Origin of the sequence: Mesorhizobium sp. M2A.F.Ca.ET.043.05.1.1, from assembly GCF_003952445.1 — a bacterium.
Taxonomy (GTDB): Bacteria; Pseudomonadota; Alphaproteobacteria; order Rhizobiales; family Rhizobiaceae; genus Mesorhizobium.
Genome location: NZ_CP034446.1, coordinates 4,235,569 through 4,257,661 on the forward strand (window position 1 = coordinate 4,235,569; position 22,093 = coordinate 4,257,661).

The 22,093-nt window shown below is 63.2% G+C and carries 19 protein-coding genes; 11 read left to right on the forward strand and 8 right to left on the reverse strand.

Annotated features, from left to right (window positions below; genetic code table 11):
- The first annotated feature begins 259 nt into the window (after positions 1-259).
- From EJ069_RS20575 to EJ069_RS20585, 3 genes are read left to right on the forward strand one after another with little or no spacing between them, the layout of a single operon-like run.
- Entirely contained in the window at positions 260-1,513 is a 1,254-nt protein-coding gene (locus EJ069_RS20575) for an FAD-dependent oxidoreductase (RefSeq protein ID WP_126062864.1), read from the forward strand.
- Between the two features lie 37 nt (positions 1,514-1,550).
- Positions 1,551-1,781 (forward strand): type II toxin-antitoxin system ParD family antitoxin, encoded by a 231-nt coding sequence (locus EJ069_RS20580; protein ID WP_126062865.1) that lies wholly within the window; start codon positions 1,551-1,553, stop codon positions 1,779-1,781.
- A gap of 4 nt (positions 1,782-1,785) precedes the next feature.
- Positions 1,786-2,112, forward strand: a complete 327-nt coding sequence (locus tag EJ069_RS20585) for a type II toxin-antitoxin system RelE/ParE family toxin (RefSeq protein ID WP_126062866.1) — start codon at positions 1,786-1,788, stop codon at positions 2,110-2,112.
- 53 nt (positions 2,113-2,165) lie between these two features.
- On the opposite strand, the gene EJ069_RS20590 is transcribed toward EJ069_RS20585, so the two are convergent.
- On the reverse strand, positions 2,166-3,443 hold the full coding sequence (locus EJ069_RS20590) for a 4-aminobutyrate--2-oxoglutarate transaminase (protein ID WP_126062867.1): 1,278 nt from the start codon (positions 3,441-3,443) through the stop codon (positions 2,166-2,168).
- Between the two features lie 326 nt (positions 3,444-3,769).
- Here EJ069_RS20590 and EJ069_RS20595 point away from each other — a divergent pair, with 326 nt between their 5' ends.
- The 3 genes from EJ069_RS20595 to EJ069_RS20605 are packed head-to-tail and all read left to right on the forward strand — an operon-like array spanning position 3,770 to position 8,993.
- The gene (locus EJ069_RS20595) at positions 3,770-4,834 is read left to right on the forward strand and encodes an efflux RND transporter periplasmic adaptor subunit (RefSeq protein ID WP_245456217.1); all 1,065 of its coding nucleotides are present in this window, start codon (positions 3,770-3,772) and stop codon (positions 4,832-4,834) included.
- The gene (locus tag EJ069_RS20600) at positions 4,831-5,904 is read left to right on the forward strand and encodes an efflux RND transporter periplasmic adaptor subunit (RefSeq protein WP_126062869.1); all 1,074 of its coding nucleotides are present in this window, start codon (positions 4,831-4,833) and stop codon (positions 5,902-5,904) included. Before EJ069_RS20595 ends, EJ069_RS20600 begins: the two co-directional genes overlap by 4 nt.
- Positions 5,904-8,993, forward strand: a complete 3,090-nt coding sequence (locus EJ069_RS20605; RefSeq protein WP_126062870.1) for an efflux RND transporter permease subunit — start codon at positions 5,904-5,906, stop codon at positions 8,991-8,993. The genes EJ069_RS20600 and EJ069_RS20605 overlap by 1 nt, the downstream gene beginning before the upstream one ends.
- Positions 8,994-9,004: 11 nt before the next feature.
- On the opposite strand, the gene EJ069_RS20610 is transcribed toward EJ069_RS20605, so the two are convergent.
- Positions 9,005-9,727, reverse strand: a complete 723-nt coding sequence (locus EJ069_RS20610) for a FadR/GntR family transcriptional regulator (RefSeq protein WP_126062871.1) — start codon at positions 9,725-9,727, stop codon at positions 9,005-9,007.
- 268 nt (positions 9,728-9,995) lie between these two features.
- Here EJ069_RS20610 and EJ069_RS20615 point away from each other — a divergent pair, with 268 nt between their 5' ends.
- From EJ069_RS20615 to EJ069_RS20635, 5 genes are all read left to right on the forward strand, one after another.
- Complete coding sequence (locus EJ069_RS20615) at positions 9,996-11,099, forward strand: substrate-binding domain-containing protein (protein WP_126062872.1); 1,104 nt, start codon at positions 9,996-9,998, stop codon at positions 11,097-11,099.
- 4 nt (positions 11,100-11,103) lie between these two features.
- Positions 11,104-12,261 (forward strand): ABC transporter permease, encoded by a 1,158-nt coding sequence (locus tag EJ069_RS20620; protein WP_245456218.1) that lies wholly within the window; start codon positions 11,104-11,106, stop codon positions 12,259-12,261.
- 9 nt (positions 12,262-12,270) lie between these two features.
- Positions 12,271-13,773: a sugar ABC transporter ATP-binding protein gene (locus EJ069_RS20625; protein WP_126062873.1), complete on the forward strand. Its 1,503-nt coding sequence runs from the start codon at positions 12,271-12,273 to the stop codon at positions 13,771-13,773.
- Between the two features lie 26 nt (positions 13,774-13,799).
- Positions 13,800-14,588, forward strand: coding sequence for an N-acyl homoserine lactonase AttM (attM, locus tag EJ069_RS20630; protein WP_126062874.1), 789 nt, complete (start codon positions 13,800-13,802; stop codon positions 14,586-14,588).
- 137 nt (positions 14,589-14,725) lie between these two features.
- Positions 14,726-15,124: an SgcJ/EcaC family oxidoreductase gene (locus EJ069_RS20635; protein ID WP_126062875.1), complete on the forward strand. Its 399-nt coding sequence runs from the start codon at positions 14,726-14,728 to the stop codon at positions 15,122-15,124.
- Positions 15,125-15,154: 30 nt separating this feature from the next.
- On the opposite strand, the gene EJ069_RS20640 is transcribed toward EJ069_RS20635, so the two are convergent.
- The 6 genes from EJ069_RS20640 to EJ069_RS20665 form a co-directional block, all read right to left on the reverse strand.
- Complete coding sequence (locus EJ069_RS20640) at positions 15,155-15,904, reverse strand: ABC transporter ATP-binding protein (RefSeq protein WP_126062876.1); 750 nt, start codon at positions 15,902-15,904, stop codon at positions 15,155-15,157.
- Positions 15,901-16,740, reverse strand: coding sequence for an ABC transporter ATP-binding protein (locus tag EJ069_RS20645; protein ID WP_126062877.1), 840 nt, complete (start codon positions 16,738-16,740; stop codon positions 15,901-15,903). The genes EJ069_RS20640 and EJ069_RS20645 overlap by 4 nt, the downstream gene beginning before the upstream one ends.
- Positions 16,737-17,657 carry a nickel transporter permease gene (gene nikC / locus EJ069_RS20650; protein ID WP_126062878.1) on the reverse strand — a complete coding sequence of 307 codons (921 nt, stop codon included), beginning with the start codon at positions 17,655-17,657 and terminating at the stop codon, positions 16,737-16,739. Before nikC ends, EJ069_RS20645 begins: the two co-directional genes overlap by 4 nt.
- The gene (locus EJ069_RS20655; RefSeq protein ID WP_126062879.1) at positions 17,654-18,721 is read right to left on the reverse strand and encodes an ABC transporter permease; all 1,068 of its coding nucleotides are present in this window, start codon (positions 18,719-18,721) and stop codon (positions 17,654-17,656) included. The genes nikC and EJ069_RS20655 overlap by 4 nt, the downstream gene beginning before the upstream one ends.
- A gap of 18 nt (positions 18,722-18,739) precedes the next feature.
- Positions 18,740-20,371 carry an ABC transporter substrate-binding protein gene (locus EJ069_RS20660; protein ID WP_042639929.1) on the reverse strand — a complete coding sequence of 544 codons (1,632 nt, stop codon included), beginning with the start codon at positions 20,369-20,371 and terminating at the stop codon, positions 18,740-18,742.
- 266 nt (positions 20,372-20,637) lie between these two features.
- Entirely contained in the window at positions 20,638-21,915 is a 1,278-nt protein-coding gene (locus EJ069_RS20665) for a lytic murein transglycosylase (RefSeq protein WP_126062880.1), read from the reverse strand.
- Positions 21,916-22,093 lie beyond the last annotated feature (178 nt).

Here is a 22,093-nt window from a genome sequence, read left to right on the forward strand (position 1 = left end):
AAAGGGATACGCTTTGCGCGCAGTCCTCATAAAGCGAGGGAGAGGCCAGGAGTCAACTGGCGCGACGGAAAAAATTCAATTGAAACAACAGTTTAGAATTATTCTAAGCTACAAATGTCAACTTTTAAACCACGACTGCCTCGCTAACCCGATTGACAGACAGCCATTCTGGGTGCGACCCGATCCTCGGCTCTTGCGGCGGCGGCAGACAATCGCCACCTGGCGCAAGGGCTTAGATTTGCAAACAAAAAGGATTGCGATGACGAACGGGGTTGTGATTGTCGGTGCGGGCCATGCCGGCGTGCAGGCCGCAGCCAGCCTGCGCGAAGAGGGCTATGAAGGGCCCGTCGTCCTGATCGGCAACGAGCAGGAACTGCCTTATCACAAACCGCCGCTGTCCAAGACCTTCATCAAGGATCTCGAAGCCAAGCCGCAACCCTTGCGCGGCGAGGCCTTTTACTCGGGCAACACCATCGACTACCGGCCGGGCGTGCGCATTGACAGCATCGATGCCCGCGCGGGCCGGTTGAATGTCGCAGGCGGTGGAACGCTCGGCTTCGACCGGCTGGTGCTTGCGACCGGGTCGCGGCCGCGCCTGCTCAAGCTCGACGGCGCCGGCCTCGCCGGCGTGGTCTCGCTGCGCTCGCTGGCCGATGCGCGCCTGATCCGCGAGCTCAGCGCGCAAAGCGAGGACGTGGTCATTCTCGGCGGCGGCTTCATCGGGCTGGAGATCGCGGCGACGCTGAGGGCCGCCGGCCGCAACGTCACCGTCGTCGAGGCCGTCGACCGGCTGCTCGGCCGCGCCGTGGCGCCGATCATCGCCGCCCATGTGCGCCAGCGCCTGGAGGCGATCGGTGTGCGCATCCTGACCGGCACAACCATTGCCAGGCTGGAGGGTGACAGCGGCCGCGTCTCGGCAACGATCACCTCAAGTGGCGAACGCCTGCCGGCGCAGATGGTGATCATCGGCATCGGCGTCGTGCCCAATGTCGAACTGGCCGAAGCCGCCGGCATTGCTGTCGCCAACGGCATCCGTGTCGACCAGCATATGCAGAGCTCTGTTCCAGAAATCCTAGCCATCGGCGACGCCGCCGCCTACCGACACTGGTTCACCGGAGGTAACGTGCGGCTCGAATCGGTGCAGAACGCCACCGACCAGGCGCGGCTCGCCGCGCGGACCATTCTCGGCCATGTCGAGCCCTTTACTGCGGTGCCGTGGTTCTGGTCGGATATCGGCGACATGAAGCTGCAGATGGTGGGGCTGACGCAAGGCGGGGACAGCCACGTGGTGCTCGGCGATCTAGCCGAGAACAAGTTCTCGATCTACCACTATGCCGGCGACCGATTGCTCGGCATCGAATCCGTCAACCGCCCGGCCGACCACATGCTTGGCCGCAAGATGCTGGGAGCGGGCTTCTCGCCAACGCCACAAACGGTGGCGGGCGGGCCGGATGCGCTGAAGGCCGCGCTTGCGGCTTTCAATGAGGACGAACTGATCAGGGCCAGAGCGTAATGTTGCCAATTTTTGCCATTGGACATACATTGACAAAATGAGCACGATGAATATCTCCCTGCCTGACAGCTTAAAGCATTTTGTCGATCAGCAGGTGACCGAGCGCGGCTACGGCACGAGCAGCGAGTATGTGCGTGAATTGATCCGCCACGATCAGGATCGTCAATCTCTGCGCCGTTTGCTGCTCGAGGGCGCCTCATCCGCGCCGGGTGCGCCCGTCAACGACGACTATTTTGCAATGCTGAGGAAACGAGCGCGGGGCCAATAAGTTAGTGGCCGTCAAGCCAATTATTCCTCGAAGTCTTGCTCTGCGCGATATCGAGGACGCTGTCGATTATTATGCCCGTGAAGCTGGTTCGCACGTCGCGTTAGGCTACGTCGACGACCTCCAAAATGCCTACAAGCTGATAGTCAGCTACCCGGCATCGGGCTCTCTGAGATTTGGCTATGAAGTCGGGTTGCCTGGCCTGCGTAGCCTGCAACTCAAACGATACCCTTACCTGATCTTCTACTTCGAACAGACCGACCATATCGATGTCTGGCGGGTTCTGCACGCCAAGACGGATATTCCAGTGTGGTTACAGAATCCGGGCTCCTGACGGCACACATCCAATCGCTTCGATGCAGCCGTCAGGAGAAATACAGCCCTCCCTCAGGCCGCCCGCGCGTCGCGGATCGAGCTTTCCAGAATATCCAGCGCCTCTGTCATGACGCCGTCCTGGATGGTGATCGGCGACAGGAAGCGGATGACGTTGCCGTAGACGCCGCAGGTGAGCAGGATGAGGCCTTTGTCCAGCGCCTTCAGCCGCACCGCGTTGGCGAATTCGGCCGACGGCAGGCCTTTCTTCACGTCGTTGAACTCGACCGCGTTCATGAAGCCCGGGCCGCGGATGTCGACGATCTCCGGCACGTCCTCGCGGATCGATTCCAGCCGTTGCTTCAGCCTGGCGCCCAGCGCATTGGCGCGATCGCAAAGCTTTTCTTCCTCGATGACGTCGAGCACGGCGTGGGCGGCGGCGACGCCGATCGGGCTGCCGCCATAGGTGCCGCCGAGCCCGCCGGGTCCGGGCGCGTCCATGATCTCGGCCCGGCCGGTGACGGCCGACAGCGGGAAGCCGCCGGCGAGGCTCTTGGCCATGGTGGTGAGATCGGGCGCCACGTCATGATGATCCATGGCGAACATCTTGCCGGTGCGAGCAAAGCCGGTCTGCACCTCGTCGGCTACGAGCAGGATGCCGTGCTGGTCGCAGATCTTGCGCAGCGCTGCCATGAAATCGCGCGGCGCTTCGTAGAAGCCGCCCTCGCCCTGAACCGGCTCGACGATGATGGCGGCAACGCGGTTCGGATCGACATCGGCCTTGAACAGCTTGTCGAGCGCGGCAAGCGAATCCGCGACCGAAACGCCGTGCAGCGCGACCGGGAACGGCGCATGGAAGACATCGGCCGGCATCGCGCCGAAGCCGACCTTGTAGGGCACGACCTTGCCGGTCAGCGCCATGCCCATGAAGGTGCGGCCGTGGAAACCGCCGGAAAAGGCGATGACAGCCTGGCGACCGGTGGCGTTGCGGGCGATCTTGATGGCATTCTCGACCGCCTCGGCGCCGGTGGTGACGAAGATCGTCTTCTTGTCGAACTTGCCGGGCAGCATGCCGTTCAGCCGCTCGGCGAGATGAACGTAGCTCTCATAGGGCACGACCTGGTGGCAGGTGTGGGTGAAGCGGTCGAGCTGCGCCTTGACCGCCTCGATCACCTTCGGGTGGCGATGGCCGGTGTTGACCACGGCGATGCCGGAAGAGAAGTCGATATAGCGGCGGCCCTCGACATCCCAGATTTCCGAATTCTCGGCGCGATCGGCGTAGATCTGCGTCGTCATGCCGACGCCGCGCGAGATCGACTGGTTCTTGCGTTCGGAAATGGCTGAATTCTTCATCTTGTCCCTCATCGGGCCATCCCTCATCGAGATTGGCCAGTTCTCGTTTGATGTCGTTGAAATCCCTTCTGGCCTTATTTCATGTTTTGCTCAAGTCGGCACCATGGCCCAGTCGATTGGGCCTGCGAGAATGCCCTTAACCAGGCTGACGAAACACGCCCCGGAAAGAGTTTCCTTTTCCCGCCGATGGATTAATCTCATTTCATCCGCGACGTGCCGCCGTCAGCAGCGGCCCCCACGGATCGAGGGGAACCATGAGCAGGAAAGCGACATCGTCCGCCTTGCCGTCTTCGCCATACCGCCATCCTTTTCGTTCAAAAACGTTGTTGCTGCTCGTCTGCGCCGGCGCTGCGATTTCGATCTCCGGCTGCCAGAAGCGGCAGGCGGCGGAAAAGAAATTGCCGGTAGTGGTGACGACGCAAACGGTCGCCCTCGCCGACTACGCGCCGCGAACCTCGCTGACCGGGGTGATCGCCGCCCGCACGCTCAACAATCTGTCGTTCCGCGTCGGCGGCCGGGTCGCCGAGCGTCTGGTCGATGTCGGCCAGCATGTCGACCAGGGCGCTGTGCTTGCCCGCATCGACCCGCAGGAACAGGAGTCGGACCTGCGCTCGGCCCAAGCCGATCTCGACGCGGCGCAGGCGCAGCTCACCCAGGCCGAGGCCACCTATCAGCGGCAAAAGACGCTGCTTTCGCAGGGTTTCACGACGAGGCGGGATTTCGACAGCGCGGACCAGGCTCTGAAAGTGGCGCAAGGCAGCGTCGACGCGGCGCAAAGCGCCTTGGCCAATGCCAAGGAAGACCTTTCCTACACCGAGCTCAAGGCGGCGGCTGCCGGCGTCATCACGGCGCGCCAGGTCGAGGCCGGGCAGGTGGTGCAGGCGGCGCAGACCGTGTTCACCATCGCCGAGGACGGCGACCGCGATGCTGTCTTCAACGTGCACGAGACACTGGTTGCCCAGACGCCGCCCTCGCCTGCGGTGACGATCACGCTGCTGTCGGACCCGCAGGTGCGCGCAGTGGGCAAGGTGCGCGAGATTTCGCCGGCGGTCGACACCCAGTCCGGATCGATCCGGGTCAAGGTCGGCATCCCTGACACGCCGGCCGGCATGCCGTTGGGCGCGGCCGTGATCGGCACGGTCAGCGCCAAGCCGGTCAGGGCCATTCTGTTGCCATGGCAGGCGCTGACATCGGCCGCCGGCCAGCCCGCCGTCTGGATCGTCGATCCGTCGAGCAAGGCGGTGACCGAGACTCCGGTCGAGGTGCTCGCCTTCGATTCAGGCATCATCGCCGTCGACAAGGGATTGCAGGAAGGACAGAGCGTCGTCACTGCCGGCGGACAGTTGCTCAGCCCCGGACAGACGGTCGAGATCGCTGGAGCCAGCCAATGAGCCGGTTGCGGCACGTTGCTCCGCTGCTCGTCCTTGCCGCGCTCGCCGCCTGCTCGCGCTCGGAAGAGAAGCCGCCGGAGGTCATCCGGCCGGTGCTTTCGGTGGTGGTCGAGCCAAAGACCGTCGAAACCTTCGGCTTCGCCGGTTCGGTCGAGCCGCAATACAGTGCCGACCTCGCCTTCCGGCTGCTCGGCCGCGTCGTCTCGCGCGACGTCAAGGTCGGCGACCTCGTCACCAAGGGCACGACGATCGCGGCGCTCGATCCGACGGCGCTGGAGCTTGCCGTCCAAGCGTCGAAAGCCGATCTGTCGAACGCGCAGGCGCAGTTCATCAACGCCGCCGCCAGCGAGGATCGCCAGCGCCAGCTGCTTGCCTCGGCCAACACATCGCAGGCCACGTTCGACGCCGCGAAGCAGGCGCGGCAGGCGGCGGAAGCCGGCGTCGAGCGCGCCAATGCCGCTCTGGCCAAGTCACTGGAGCAGCTTGGCTATGCGCGGCTGTTCTCCGATTTCGATGGCGTCGTCATCGCTACCGGCGCCGAGGTCGGCCAGACCGTTTCTCCAGGACAGACCGTCGTCACCGTGGCGCGCACCGACCCGCGCGAGGCCGTGGTCGACATTCCCGACCAGTTGATCGGCGATCTCACCGTGGGCATGCCCTTCGAGGTCGTCCTTCAATCGCTGCCGACGATCAAGACACAGGCCAGGCTGCGCGAGATCGCGCCGCAGTCGGAAGGCGCCACCCGCACAAGGCGCGTGAAGCTGACACTGGTCGATCCGCCGACAGCGTTCCGGTTGGGCTCGACGATCACGGCGACGCGCGTGACCAAGGTCGCGCCGACGATCGAACTGCCGATATCGGCGCTGCTCGAAAAGGACGGTTCCGACAAAGTGTGGATCGTCGATCCGCAATCCTCCAGCGTGAGCGCGCGCGAGATCAAGATCGCCTCCAAGAGCGGCGGCAGCTTCACGGTGGCCGGAGGGCTCGAGGCCGGCATGCGCGTCGTCACCGCCGGCGTCCACAGCCTGAGCGAAGGCCAGAAGGTCAAAGTGCCGGAGGGCGGCGTCTGATGAAGGGCTTCAACCTCTCCGACTGGGCGCTCAGTCACCGATCCATGGTCTGGTATTTCATGCTGGTCTTCGTGGTGGCCGGCATCTTCTCCTATCTCAATCTTGGCCGCGAGGAAGATCCCGCCTTCACCATCAAGACCATGATCATCCAGGCCAACTGGCCGGGCGCTTCGGTCAAGGAGACGGTGCAGCAGGTGACCGACCGCATCGAGAAGAAGCTCGAGGAGCTCGACAGCCTCGACTACACCAAATCGGTCACCACTGCCGGCCAGACGGTCATCTTCGTCAACCTGAAGGACACCACCAAGGCGCGCGACGTCGTGCCGAACTGGCTTCAGGTGCGCAACATGGTCAACGACATCAAGGCGCAGCTTCCGCAGGGCGTGCAGGGACCGTTCTTCAACGACCGCTTCGGCGACGTCTACGGCAACATCTATGCCTTCACCGCCGACGGGCTGACGCCACGCCAGCTGCGCGACTATGTCGAAGATGTCCGCACCAAGATCCTGACCGTGCCGAATGCCGGCAAGGTCGATCTGGTCGGCGCGCAGGACGAGGCCATCTATCTCGAGTTCTCGACGCGCCAGATCGCGGCGCTCGGCCTCAACCAGCAGCAAATCGTGGCCAGTCTGCAGGCGCAGAACGCCATCACGCCGTCCGGCGTCATCCAGTCCGGGCCGGAGCGGATCAGCGTGCGCGTCGGCGGCCAGTTCACCTCCGAGGAAAGCCTGCGGGCCATCAATTTGCGCGTCAACGATCGCTTCTTCAGGCTGAGCGACGTGGCGACGATCCGGCGCGGCTATGTCGACCCGCCGACGGCCCTGTTCCGCTTCAACGGCCAGGACGCGATCGGGCTTGCCATCGGCATGAAGCCCAACGCCAATCTGCTGAAATTCGGCGAGGCGCTGCATGAGGAGATGCAGAAGGTGCTGGCCGACCTGCCGGTTGGCGTCGGCGTGCATCTGGTGGCCGACCAGCCTGTGATCGTCGAAGAGGCGGTCTCGGGCTTCACGCGGGCGCTGTTCGAGGCCGTCGCGATCGTGCTCGCCGTCTCCTTCATCAGCCTGGGGCTGCGCGCCGGCTTCGTCGTCGCGCTGTCGATCCCGCTGGTGCTGGCCATCACCTTCACGGTGATGGCCTATCTCGGCATCTCGCTGCAGCGCATTTCGCTCGGCGCGCTGATCATCGCACTCGGCCTGTTGGTCGACGACGCGATGATCGCGGTCGAGATGATGGTGGCGCGGCTGGAAGTCGGCGACAATCTGCGCAAGGCGGCGACCTTCGTCTACACCTCGACCGCCTTTCCGATGCTGACCGGCACGCTGGTGACGGTCGCCGGCTTCATCCCGATCGGCCTCAACTCGAGCGCCGCGGGCGAGTACACCTTCACGCTGTTCGTCGTCATCGCGGTGTCGCTGCTTGTGTCATGGATCGTTGCGGTGCTGTTCGCGCCGCTGCTCGGCGTCACCATCCTGCCTGCGACGATGAAGGAGAAGCACCACGACCAGCCAGGACGCTTCACCTCGCTGTTCCGGCGCGTGCTTGTCTTCTCCGTGCGCCGGCACTGGCTGACGATCATCGTGACGGTGCTTGTGTTCGCCGCCTCGGTCGCCGGCTTCGGCCTCGTGCAGCAGCAGTTCTTCCCACCCTCCGACCGGCCGGAGCTGATCGTCGACTGGAACCTGCCGCAGAACTCCTCGATCACCGAGACGCGAGACCAGATGGAGCGCTTCGAGCAGCGGGCGCTGGCCGGCAATCCGGACATCGACCACTTCTCCTCCTATATCGGCGAGGGTGCCGTGCGCTTCGTGCTGGCCTATGACGTGCAGCCTGCCAATCCCTATTTCGGCCAGACCGTCATCGTCACCAAGAACATCGAGGCGCGCAACCGGGTGAAGCCGGCGCTGGAGAAGCTGCTGCGCGAGGAGTTCGTCGGCACCGACGCGTTCGTCAAATTGCTGGAACTCGGTCCGCCGGTCGGCAGGCCGGTGCAGTACCGCGTCGGCGGTCCCGACATCCAGACGGTGCGGGAGCTGGCGCAGCAATTCGCCGGCGTGATCTCGGCCAATCCGAAGCTCGCGGCCCCCACCTTCGACTGGAACGAGCCGCAGCGCGTGCTGAGGGTCGACGTGCTGCAGGACAAGGCGCGCCAGCTCGGCATCACCTCTTCCGACATCGCCAGCGCGCTGAACAGCACGGTGGGCGGCTCGACGATCACGGAGGTGCGCGACGCGACCTATCTCATCGACGTCGTGGCGCGGTCGCGCGAGGCCGAGCGCGGCTCGATCGAGACGCTGCAGAACATGCAGCTGCCGACCGGAAACGGCGAGTCGATCCCGCTCGCCGCCGTTGCCAACTTCCGCTACGACCTCGAACAGCCGACGGTATGGCGGCGCAACCGCACGCCGACCATCACCGTGCGCGCCGGGCTGGTCGGCGACGTCCTGCCGGCTACCGTCGTCAACGAGCTGAAGCCGTCGGTCGACGCCTTCATCGCCAAGCTGCCGCCGGGCTATTCGGTCGAGACGGCGGGCTCGGTCGAGGAAAGCGCCAAGAGCCAGGGGCCGATCGCGGCGGTGGTGCCGCTGATGCTGTTCGTCATGGCGACCATCCTGATGATCCAGTTGCAGAGCTTCCAGCGCCTGTTCCTGGTGGTGGCGGTGGCGCCGCTCGGCCTGATCGGCGTGGTGGCGGCGCTCGTTCCCAGTGGCGCGCCGCTCGGCTTCGTCGCCATACTCGGCGTGCTGGCGCTGATCGGCATCCTGATCCGCAACTCAGTGATCCTGATCGTGCAGATCGAGGACCTCGTCAAGGAAGGCAAGGACCCATGGGCGGCCGTGATCGAAGCGACCGAGCACCGCATGCGGCCGATCGCGCTGACCGCCGCGGCTGCAAGTCTCGCGCTGATCCCCATCGCGCGCGAAGTGTTCTGGGGACCGATGGCCTACGCCATGATGGGCGGCATCATCGCCGGCACGGCGATCACGCTGCTGTTCCTGCCGGCGCTTTATGTGACTTGGTTCAGGATCAAAGAGCCGAAACGGGAGCAGGACGATATGTCAGGCAGCCCCATCCCCGCAGAGACATAAGGCGCGGTCGATCAGCCTGGCTGGTTCCCAGCTTTGAGAAGCAACGCCAGGCGATTTGCGGCTCCACGAAGATGCTCTTCTGCCGCCCTGCGAGCCTCTTGCGGGTTGCCGTCCGCGATCGCATTGAAGATTGCAACATGCTCCCTCTGAACGTCGGCGAGCAGCGCATTGCGCAGCGAGCTGGCACGCGCCTTTCGAATAAAGTTGCGGACGTGGGACTCAAGAAAATCAGACATCTCCCGAAAATGCGGATTGCCCGAGGCGTCGACAATCTCGCGGTGAAAGGCCAAATCTTCCTCAACGCCCGCCTTACCGTCGTCAAAGGCTTTCTGGATCGAATGGAGTTGCCTTTCGATCGCCGCAAGCTGCTCGGCCGAACGCCTTTCGGCCGCCAGTGCCGTTGCGGCCGACTCAACGGCCATCAGCAGCTCTATGACATTACGGATATCGAGCGCATCGGTGAGATCAATCCCTGCCAGGCGGAAGGCGATCTCCTTTGTTTCGATGACAAACGCACCAAGTCCCTGTCGGGTCGCGACAAGACCGTCTCGTTTGAGCGTGCCGATAGCCTCGCGAACGATTGGTCGGCTGACGCCGTATTTCTCCGACAGGTCCCGCTCGGTCGGGAGCTTATCGCCGATGGCATAAATCCCTGAGGTGATATCCTCGCGGATGCGGCCCGCGACAACTTCAACCAGCGAAGGCGCGCGTCGGACCCTGTCGTCGACCACCATGGCATTCTCCAAAATCAGCCTCTCCGACCATGGATGGCAGGCCAGCGCAACCCAGCCTCGGCGAGGCGAAACAAATTCTCCGTCAACATAGCAGATTCCACTTGTCAGGCAACCAAGCAACATGGTTATTAGCAAAGTCAGAAGACTGCGGAGCCGCTGGTTCGAAGCTGGGTGATGCCGGCGGCGAAGAGGGACTTCGTGTGCCTTCTTGGAGGGGCGGGTTCCCGTGCCCTGCACATCGCGATTCCGCGTAATGGGAGGAACACACATGAACATTTTTGATGATGGCAAAAGGATTGCCAGGCTTGCTCACGAGGCTGCGGAATACACCGAGTTCAGCCGCAGGTCCCTTCTCAAAGGCATTGGCGGCGCGCTCGGCGGCGCCGCCTTCGCAGGCATCACCACCACGGCCAGCGCCGAAGACGTAACGCCGCCGAAGCCGGGCAAGAAGGTGCGGATCGGCGTGCCGCTGACCTACGGGCCCTTCAATCAGCCATGGCGCCGTGGATGCTGGCAGATCGTCAAGGCCGTGCTCGACGCTGGTGGCGAGGTCGTGAGTGTTCGCGGCGAGCCGACAAAGGCGAGCGAGCAATCGGCCGAACGCGCGCTACTCGACCGTGGCATCGACGCCCTGGTTATGGGCATTTACTCGCAGGAATCAGAAACCGCGTATATTGCCGACGAAGCGCACAAGCGGGGCATCAAGACCGTCGGTTTTACCATTCCCGTCAAGGATTCGCCTGCTGTCATGGACGATGTGTGGGGGACTGCGACTACACTCGGATATTTCGTGCAGAACTACACCGGCCGCCAGGGCACTTTCGCCCAGACGGCGGAGCAGCGCGGCTATTTCACGCCGTTCGACATGGAAGTCGACATGTTCGAACTCATGTGCAAGTACGAGCCGCGCATGAAGGTCCTTCCCTTCATCGACGGCGGCCAGGGCACCACCGACGAAATTTCGGTCGGCCGCAAGAACATGCTCTCGCTACTGCAGGCCCACCCGGAGCCTAAGTCGCTCGCCGGCTTCATTTCCTGGTGGTGGCCGTTCACGCTCGGCGCAGGCCAGGCGCTGAAGCAGATGGGCCGTGATGACGTCCCGCTCTTCAACCACTATCTTTCGACCCAGTTCCTCGAGGCCTGGGCGGCCAAACAGGTGCCTGTCGTCTTCAGTTGCGACTCCCCCTTCCCCGAAATCGGCCGCAAGACGGGCGAACTCGCAGTCAAGCTGGCACGCGGCGAGGAAGTACCCAATATCGTCTATCGTATTCCAGTGATCACCAAGACCCCGGACCAGGCGGAAGCGGCTCTGGCCGAGCTTAAGAGCTGGGACGAACAGGCGATTGCGCTGCTCAAGCAGTTTGGCGGCTGATGCATTGGCGGACGGCAGACGAGTAACCGCCGCCCGCCTTCTGTCGCAGTCAGACAAACAGATCGGAGTGGAATCCGACGCCTGTTGGATCGGCTTAAAACTTCACCCGAATGACGGGAACGAACAATTGACGCAAGTTGACCACCAAACCTCTCCCGCCGTCGTGCAAAAAGTGGCCAGGACGGCCGTGTCCACCGGACGCAAAGAATCTGCCGCGATGCGCTTTCTGCGGCGCTGGGGAACGATTGCCGTTATCGTGCTTGCGGGCATTGGGTTTGCTCTCGCCTCGCCGTACTTCGCGACCGTCTCCAACCTGAACAATGTCCTGTTTTCGATGATTGTCAGCGCCCTGGTCTCCATGGGTCTGACATGGGTCGTGATGGCCGGCAGCTTCGATCTATCGATCGGCCTCACGGTGACGACATCATCAATCCTGGTGGCCTTCCTGATGCCGGTCGTCGGGCCTTGGCTCGCCATAGTCATTGCCCTCGCCGCAGCCTGCGTCATCGGTCTGGTGAATGGTGTCCTCGTCACCTACGGACGGTTGTCGGGCATCGTGGTCACGTTGGGCGTAATGTTTGTGCTGGACGGCATCAACGTCTTCATTACGGGCGGCTACCAGGTACCCATAGACTATGGCGAAACCGCCTTCCTGTATCTCGGTCAGGGGAAGCTCGGCATCATTGGCGTGCCCGTCATCATCCTGCTCGTCATATTCGCCTTGGCTCTCATTGCAGCGACCCGCACGCGTATCGGACATTATATCGCCGCTGTCGGCGACAACCCGATGGCGGCCTTTTACTCGGGCATCAATGTCTACCGCTGGGTGATCCTGGCCTTCGTCCTCTCGGCCTTCATGTCGGGAATCGCCGGGGTTATTGTCACCTCGATCTCTTCCTCGGCCCAGCCAGTCGGGGGCGAAGGCTATCTGCTCGAAGCGTTCGCCGCCGTGTTCCTTGGCGCGACCGTGCTCGGCAAGGGAAAACCCCATGTCCTCGGCACGCTGGTTGGCGTGTTCTTCCTCTACATGGTGGATTCTGGCATGAACATGGTCGGCTTCCCATTTGCCGCCCGTCACATCTTCCAAGGCTTGGTCCTCATCGTCGCGGTTGGCGCCAACGCGCTGCTCAACCGTGAAGAAGTCCATCTAAAGTTCATCTGAGGGATGGTCATGGCTCAAGCACCTCTGGTCGAACTTAGGAACCTGGAAAAGGAATTCGCCGGCACCAAGGCCCTGAAAGGCGTAAGCCTGAGCTTCGCCAGCGGCGAAGTGCATGGCCTGCTCGGAGAAAACGGAGCTGGCAAATCGACTCTCATCAAGATCCTCACGGGCGTGTACAGTCCGAGCGCTGGGGAAATCCTGCTCGAAGGTAGCCCGGTCAGGATCTCCAGTCCCCCAGAAGCTCATCGGCTGGGTTTGGGCGCCGTGTACCAGGACGCGGAACTGGTCTCGAGCTTCACCGTCGGCCAGAACATCCTGCTGGGCAACGAGCCCGGCAGGATCGCTCTGAACGACCGGGTCATTCACGAGGAAGCCACCCGGATCCTGGCCGAGATGGGAATCGACCTCGACGTCAGGACGCTCGCGGGCGACCTCTCGGCGGCCGAGATGCAGCTTGTCACCTTGGCGACTCTTTTCCATCGGCGCTACAAGCTGATCGTTCTCGACGAACCGACCGCGCGGCTGTCAGCCGCCGAGTCGGAGGCGCTCTTCCGGATCATCGAGGGCTTCAAGGCTCAGGGCATTGCGATTGTGTACATCTCCCACCGGCTGCGCGAAGTGCAGGAGATCTGCGACCGAGCCACGATCCTGCGAGGCGGCCTTGTCTCCGGCACCCTGAACAGGGGCGAGGTCACCGAGGACCGCGTTACCGAGCTGATGGTCGATCGCAATCGCTCGGAGCTGGCCACCTTCAACAATGGCGAAAGCGTCCTCCCAGACGTTGCCCTCGAGGTAACCGCCATATCCACGGCCCGGCTGGCGCCGCTGAGCTTCAAAGTTCACGCAGGCGAAGTCCTCGGTGTCACCGGGCCGGTCGGTGGCGGGATGGAAGAACTGGCCCGCGCGCTTGGCGGCATCACGCGCCACTCTGGGAGCGCCTCGGTGCGAGGCAAGACAGTCGCACTGGCAACGCCGATTCAAGCCCGGAGCGCCGGAATCGCGCTCATCCCGGAAGATCGGCGCAAACAGGCCCTGTTCCCGTCCCTGTCGGTCGCCGAAAATATCTGTCTGCCGGTGCTGAACTCGCTGCAACGTCTGCTGACGGTGAGCCCGGGTCCGATGCGAAAATATGCCGATGGGGTGATGGAGCGGCTCGCGGTCCGCCCCCCGAATTCGTCCACGCAGGTTCGGTTCTTCTCAGGCGGCAACCAGCAGAAGCTGGTTATCGGCAAATGGATGAGCGCCGGTGCCGCAGTCTACATCGTGGTCGAACCCACCAACGGTGTCGACGTCGGGGCGATCAAGGAGATCTACGACATAATCCTGAGCCTAGCGCGTGGCGGGGCCGGCGTGCTCCTGGTGTCGTCATCGCTGCACGAGACGCTAGCCCTGGCCGACAGAATCATTGTCATCCACGACGGCGAAAAAGTCGCCGAAGCCCCAAAGAAGGACTGGACCTATGACGAGCTGCTGGCGGTCACGCTGAGCGGAATGTCGAGGCGCGCCGCATAACCATTCGCACAGAAGGAGGAAGATCCATGAGCACCGACATCAGGCTCTACATGTTTCAGACCGGCCAGATCCGGCAGAAGGAAGTCGACATCAAGCTTGGCTACAGCCAAGCTGAGTTCTTCACGCCGATCCCCTGGTACCTGATCGTTCACCCCAAGGGGAACATCGTCATCGACGGAGGCACCGCGGTCGAAGCCGCGCGCGATCCCGAGGGCTGGTGGGGCGACACCACCAAGAAATACTACCCGATCATGGACCCGGAAGAGGGGTGCGTGAATCAGCTCAGCAAAATTGGCATGAAGCCCGACGACATCAAGTTCGTGCTGCATTCCCATCTCCATCTCGATCATTCCGGCGCCTGCGGGAACTTCCCGAAGGCGCGCCATTTGGTGCAACGGCGCGAGATCGACTGGGCTTTCGCCGCCGACTGGTTCATGCAAGGCGGATATATCAAGAAAGACCTCACAAAGGACGGCATTACCTGGGATGTCATGGAGGACGAGGACCAGTACGACGTATTCGGCGACGGAAGCATCCAGACTTTCCTGTCGCCGGGACACACGCCGGGCCATCAGTCGATCATGGTGCGTCTGCCGGAAACCGGCCCTATCCTCCTGGCGATCGACGCTGCCTACACCATGGATCATTGGAACGAGAAATGCCTGCCTGGCGCACTGACATCCGCGCGCGAGGCTGCCGCATCTGTTCGCAGGCTCCGCCGCATCGTCGAGAAGGAAAATGCCGTCGTCGTGCCGGGACACGACATGGAGACCTGGCAGAAATTCAAGAAGGCACCGGCCGAATATTACAAATAGGCCGATAGGCTTTCCGCGATCGGCGCTTAGCCGCCGGTCGCGGTCTCTGCAAATTCATCCAGAGCGAGCGACGCGGCGCGGCCGCGGAGCGCAACACATCATTATTGCCGGCAACCGTTCCGCTAGGGTAGCTCCAGATGCATGACATCATTCTCGACAACATTCAGACGCGCTGGAACGCTGCCGCGGCGACCTGGGATCCGAAGGCGCTGGCCCGTATCTACACCAGGGACGCCGTATTTTTCGGGCTGCTCCCACGGCTCTATGTTGGTCGGTCGGAAATCGAGGAGTATTTCGGAAGCTACAGGCTGATCCTCGAAAAAGTCGAACTCACCCTGATTGATCAAAATACACGACCAATGGGCCCTGATGTCTTTGCTACACAAGGATTCGGTAACATCCTTAATTACAATTTCGATGGGACGGTGACTAAGAACGTTGTTCGTTCAAGTTTTGTGATTGTCGCCAAGGGTAACGAATGGCAGATCGCCTTGCACCATTTTTCTGAATTGGTCCCCGATCGAAGGCAACCCTAATTGTCCACTCGTTGGCCAGCGCCGACGATCTCAAGCCGTCCGCACGAACCCCTCGCTCGCCCTGAGCAGATTGCGCGTATAATCCTCGCTGACGCGATGGCCGATCAGCTGGCTCGCGGTAAGCGTTTCCACCGCCTCGCCGTTCTGCATCACCATCAGCCGCTCGCACATATGGGTGATGATTGCGAGGTCGTGGCTGACCATCAGGAAGGTGAGCTTGCGGCGCCGCCGCACCTCTTCGAGAAGGTTCAGCACTTCGGCCTGCACCGAGGCATCGAGCGCCGAGGTCGGCTCGTCGAGCAGAAGGATCGAAGGTTCGAGGATCAGCGCACGCGCGATGGCGACACGCTGGCGTTGGCCGCCGGAGAGCTGGTGCGCATAGCGGAAGCGGAAGCCCTTGCCGAGGCCGACCTCGTCCAGCGCGCGCTCGATACGCTTCTCGCCGTCGGAAATGCCATGGATCGCGAGAGGCTCCTGCAGCAGGCGATCGACTGTCTGGCGCGGATGCAGCGAACCGTACGGGTCCTGGAAGACCATCTGCACTTCGCGGTAGAAGGCCTTGTCGCGCGTCTTGCCGAGCGGCTTGCCGTTGACGGTGACGGTGCCGGAAGCGACAGGCGCAAGGCCGGTGATCGCCTTCAGCAGCGTCGACTTGCCGGAGCCGCTTTCGCCGACCAGGCCGTAGGATTCGCCTTCGCGCACCTCCAAGCTTACGCCCTTCAGCGCGCGAAAACGGTCGAAGACCACTTCCAGCCCCTGGATGGCGATTGCGGCCGTCATGCCGCCCACTCCGGCTTGCGGTCGAGCACCGGCAGCGGATGGCGCTCGAAGCCGATCCTCGGCATGCAGTTGAGCAGGCCGCGCGTGTAGGGGTGCTGGGCATCGCGCAGTTCGGACGCCTTGATCTGCTCGACCACCTTGCCGGCATACATGACGACGACGCGGTCGCAGAAGGACGAGACCAGGCGCAGGTCGTGCGAGATGAAGATCAGCCCCATGCCGCGCTCCGCGACGAGCTTGTCGAGGATCTTGAGCACGTCTAGCTGCACGGTGACGTCGAGCGCCGAGGTCGGCTCGTCAGCGATCATCAGCTCCGGTCCGGTGACAAGCATCATGGCGATCATGGCGCGCTGGCCCATGCCGCCCGAGACCTCGTGCGGATAAAGGTCGAAGACGCGAGCCGGATCGCGGATCTGCACCGCCTGCAGCATGGCCAGAGCCCGTTCGCGCGCCTCGGCCTTGGAGACTTTTTCGTGGGTGCGCAGCGTTTCGATGATCTGGCGGCCGATGGTCATGACCGGGTCGAGCGAGTATTTCGGGTCTTGCAGGATCATCGCGATGCGGTTTCCCCGCAGCGACCGGCGCTGGCGAGGCGAGATCGAGAGCAGGTCGATGCCGTCGAAGGCGAGCTTCTTGGCCGACACCTCGGCCTGCGGCGGGGTGAGGCCCATGATGGCGCGGCCGGTCTGCGATTTGCCGGAGCCGCTCTCGCCAACAATGCCCAGCCGCTCGCGGCCGAGCGAGAAGGAAACGCCGCGCACGGCCTGCACAAGGCCCGTGCGGGTCGGGAAGGTGACTTGCAGGTCGTCGACTTCGAGGAGCGTGTCGCCACTCATTGATCGCCACTCCGGGGATCGAGCGCGTCGCGCAGGCCGTCGCCGAGTAGGTTGAAGCCGAGGCTGACTATGAGGATGGCCGCGCCGGGCGCCGCGGCCACCCACCACTGGTCGAGGATGAAGCGGCGGCCGGACGCGATCATCGCGCCCCATTCGGGCAGCGGCGGCTGTGCGCCGAGACCGAGGAAGCCGAGGCCGGCGGCGGTCAGGATGATGCCGGCCATATCCAGCGTCACCCGGATGATCAGCGAGGAGATGCAGAGCGGCATGATGTGGCGCAGCACGATGCGGACAGGCGAGGCGCCCATCAGTTGCACCGCCTTGATGTAATCGGAGTTGCGCACCGTCAGCGTTTCGGCGCGGGCGATGCGCGCATAGGGCGGCCAAGAGGTGATGGCGATCGCCAGCACCGCGTTCTCGATGCCTGGGCCGAGCGCGGCCACGAAAGCCAGCGCCAGCACCAGCTTCGGAAAGGCAAGGAAGATGTCGGTGACGCGCATCAGGATCGTGTCGGTCCAGCCGCCGGCGTAACCGGCGACAGTGCCGACCAGCAGCCCGATGGGCGCGGCGATGATGGCGACGAGGATGACCACATAAAGCGTCCAGCGCGCGCCGTAGACGATGCGCGAATAGATGTCGCGGCCAAGGTCGTCGGTGCCGAACCAATGCGCGGCGCTCGGTGCCAGCAGGCGGGCGTTCTTCAGATCGCCGACGGTCGGCGAATAGGGCGCCAGCACATCGGCGAAGGCCGCGACCACCAGCAGCGCGATGATGATGAGCATGCCGACCAGCGCCAGCCGGTTGGCGGAAAAACGCCGCCAGGACACATAGGCGCGGCCGAGCCTTGCCTGCAGGCGCGATGCCGGCCGGTCGCTGAGCAGCCATTCGCGCCTGGATTGGATGGCTTCAGCGCTCATCCGATCTTCGTCCTTGGATCGAGCAGCCGGTAAAGCAGATCGGACAGGAGGTTGATGGCGATGAAGACCGAGCCGATGGCGATGGTGCCGCCGAGCACGGCGTTCATGTCGGCATTCTGCAGCGAATTTGTGATGTAAAGGCCGATGCCCGGCCAGGAGAAGACGGTCTCGGTCAGCACCGAGCCTTCGAGCAGGTTGGCGTAGGAAAGCGCGATCACCGTCACCATCGGCACGGCGGCATTGCGCAGCGCATGGCCCCAGATGACGCGCGTCTCGGACAGGCCCTTGGCACGCGCCGCGACGACATATTCCTGCGCCAGCTCGTTCAGCATGAAGGAGCGGGTCATGCGGCTGATATAGGCGAGCGACAGATAGCCGAGCAGCGCGGCCGGCAGGACGATATGACGCCAGGCGTCGTGGAAGACGTCCCACTGCCCCTGGATCGCGGCATCGAGCAGGTAGAAGCCGGTGATCGGCGTGAACGTGTATTCGTAGACGACGTCGAGCCGCGCCGGGAAAGCGATCCATTGCAGCTTGGCGTAGAACAGCACCAGCCCGAGCAGTCCCAGCCAGAAGATCGGCACGGAATAGCCGATGAGGCCGACGACGCGGGCAATCTGGTCGATCAGGCTGCCGCGCTTGACGGCGGCCAGCACCCCGAGCGGCACGCCGATGACGGCGCCGATGATCGTGCCCAACGTCGCCAGCTCGATGGTCGCCGGGAAAACGCGGCGGATGTCGGCCATCACCGGATTGGTGGTCAGCACCGAGGTGCCGAAGTCGCCCCTCAGCGCTGCTTTGACATAGAGGTAGAACTGCTCGATCCAGGGCAGGTCGAGCCCCATCTCGCGGCGCGTGCGCTCGACGACAGCGGTCGGCGCCCGGTCGCCGAGCACGGCCAGCACCGGATCGATCGGAATGACGCGGCCGATGAAGAAGGTCACCGCGAGCAGGCCGAGATAGGTCGTCACCGCGACGACCAGGAAGCGGCCGAGCGACGATAGAATGGCGACGGCGCGGGCGCTCCCGCGCCCTGCCGCCGCCTGGTTTTCAGCTATGCTCACGAGGCGCGTCCGAAGACGCTATTCCTTCGAGACCGGACCGACGAAGTTGGTGTCGAAGCTCGGGCCGAGCGCGAAACCCTTGAGGTTCTTGCGCAGCCCCGCCACTTCCAGCTGCTGGTGGATGATGACGAAGGGGCTGGTGTCGAGGATCTTCTTCTGCAGATCCTTGTACATGTCGGCGCGCTTGGCTGAATCCTTTTCCAGAAGCGCCGCCTCGGTCTGCTTGGTCAGATCCGGAATGTCCCAGGCATTGCGCCAAGCCAATGTCTTGATCTTGGCGGCGTCGGAATTGTCCGGGTTCGAGGCGAAGGTCTGGGCGTTCGAATTGGGGTCGAAATAGTCCTGGCCCCAGTTGCCGATATAGATGTCGTGGTTGCGGGCACGATATTTGGTAAGCGTCTGCTTACCATCGCCTGGGATGATCTCCAACTGGATGCCGGCCTGGCCGAGCGTCTGCTGGATCGATTCCGCCATCCCGGTGGTCGGCTGGCCGGTGCGAACGTCCATCGTCACCTTGAAACCATCCGCCAGGCCGGCCTTGGCGAGCAATTCCTTGGCCTTGGCGACGTCGAGCTTGAACGGGTTGTCGTCGATCGCGCCAAGGTCGCCCTTGGGCAGGAAGGACTGGTGGATCTCGCCGATGCCCTTGAGGATGGTGGTGCTCAGCGCGTCATAGTCGACCAGATATTTGAACGCCTGGCGAACTTCCGGCTTGGCGAGGTTCGGATTCTTCTGGTTGAGGCTGATGTAATAGACCGTGCCCTTCGGCGCGCTTGTGGTGGTGAGGTCGGCGTTCTTGGCGATGGCGTCGAGGTCGTTCGGCTCGAGGTTGCGGGCGACGTCGATATCGCCAGCCTCCAGCGCCAGGCGCTGCGCCGAGCTTTCCTTCATGTTGCGGTAGATGACGCGGGCGAGCTTGGCCTTCTCGCCATTGTAATTGTCGTTGCGCTCCAGAACGACGGCTTCGTTGGCGCGCCATTCGCGCAGCTTGTATTGGCCTGAACCGGCATAGCCGGTCTTCAGCCAGGCATTGCCGAAGTCGTTGTCCCATTTGTAGTCGGCGCTCGGCGTGACGGCGGCGACGTGCTCCTTGACCAGCTTCGAGTCGACGACGGAGGCGACGGTGGCGGACAGGCAGTTGAGCACGAAGCTCGGCGCGTAAGCCTTGTCGACGACGAACTGGAAGGTGGTGTCGTCGACCGCCTTGGCCTTCTCGGTGACATTGTCGCCGCTGATGCCGAACTGGTTGATGATGAAGGCCGGGCTCTTGTCGAGCTTGATGGCGCGTTCGAAGGAATAGGCGACATCGGCGGCGGTGATCGGATTGCCGGACGCGAACTTCATGCCTGGCTTGAGCTTGAAGGTGTAGGTCAGGCCGTCGTCGGACACCGTCCAGCTCTCGGCGAGGTCGGGCTTGACCTTGGAGGTGTCGCTGAGATCGAGGCGGACCAGCAGGTCATAGGTGTTGCCGGTGACCTCGGCGGTCGACAGCTCGAACGCCTCGCCCGGATCCATCGAGATGATGTCGTCGATGGCGAAGCCCTCGACCAGCGTGTCGGCGGGCGTGACGGCGAAGGCAGGCGTCGCGAGCAGCGCGGTCATCGCCACACCCGCAAGCAAGCTACGGACGGCAAACTTTTCCAGCATCATGGTGATCGTTCCCTGTTTTGTTGACCTGAGTTCCCGGCTCAGGGCTTGATTATTCTTCTCGAAGCCGGCAGCGGCTTGGACCGCTTACCGTCGTGTTTTTTGTCCAGTTGGTCAACTCCCTATTCGTTGCCGTCCGCTCGGCCGCATGGATTTCTGCCAGGCGGCATATCGGACCAAATGGGCGGCGATCCGTCGACCCATGCGCCGGCTAATTGCAGCCGCCGATCGAGAAAAATCTGCCTGTGTTCGAGCCCTGGAAGTCGCCGCTATTTCAACTGCGCGACCAAGCCTGCATCGGGGAAACAGGTGGCGGGCTTGCCGTTCTTGGCCTGCCAGATGCCGATCGAGCGGCGCGTCTTGAAGCCGGGCAGGCCGTCGGCGCTGCCGACGTCGTAGCCCTTGGCTTCCAGGGCACGCTGCAAGGCGGCGATGTCGGAGCGGTGCAGATCGCCGACCGGCCCCCAACTGCCGGCAAAGCCGGCGTCGCCCTTGGCGATGCGGTCGGCGGCATGGCCGATGAACAGGCCATAGAGATCGCTGTTGTTGTATTGCTTGATGACATAGAAGTTCGGCGTGACGATGAAGGCAGGTCCGCTGCGCCCGGCCGGCATCAGCAGAAGGCCCTCGGCCTTCAATTCGCTTGCCTGAAACGCCTTGTTGTCGGCGCGCCTGATGCCCATCGCCACCCAGTCGGAAATCTTCTTGCCCTGGTCGGGTCCTTCGAGCGCACAGGAAACGTTTGCCGGCACGGTCACCTCGACGCCCCAGCCGCGCCCCCTCACCCAGCCATAGTGGACGAGGTAGTTGGCGATCGAGGCGAGCACGTCGGGCGTCGAATTCCAGATGTCGGGCCGGCCATCGCCGTCGAAGTCGACGGCGTGCTTGAGGAAAGAGGTCGGCATGAATTGCGGCTGGCCGAGCGCGCCGGCCCAGGACGACTTCATCGCATTGACCGGCGCCAGCCCGCGCTCGACGATGTCGAGCGCCGCCAGCACCTCGGTGCGGAAGAAGTCTTTCTTGGTCGACATGAAGGCCTTGGTGCCCAGCACCTCGAAGGCATCGTAGGGCATCTTGGCCGCGCCGAAGCCGGTCTCGCGGCCCCAGATCGCCAGAACGATCTCGCCCGGCACGCCATAGCGCTTGTCGATCAGCCCGAGCACTCTCGAATTGGCGCTCTCGCGTGTCCGCCCGCCCGTGGTGACGGCGCGGATGATCTTTTCAGCAAAATAGTTGGCTGGCGGGCCGAACTCGGCCTGATGCTGCTTCTCAGGTGTCGTGGGCTTTTCGCCGGGCAGGACGAGATCTGGCAGCTTGAGGTTCGGCTTCACGCCGAGGAAGGCCTCGTCGAAGGTCTTTTTCGAGATGCCTTTGGATTTGGCTTCGGGCCAGAGATCGGTTTGAAGCCAGGCCTGGAACTGGTCGTCGATGGAGGCGGCGTGGGTGGGAGTGGTGAGAATGAGGCTGAATATTGCCAGCAGAAGAAATGCGAGGCTGTATTTGGAAAAGCCTCGTTCTGTCGCCCCCCTCTCTGTCCTGCCGGACATCTCCCCCTCAAGGGGGAGATTGGCAGCTTCATCGGCCGCGTCCTCTTCCCCACGCTCGTGATTGGCGAAGGCCGAACCGACAGCCAATCTCCCCCCTTGAGGGGGAGATGTCCGGCAGGACAGAGAGGGGGGCCTGGCGCCAACTTCGAAGGATTTATTCCAGTCATTCCCCGCCCCC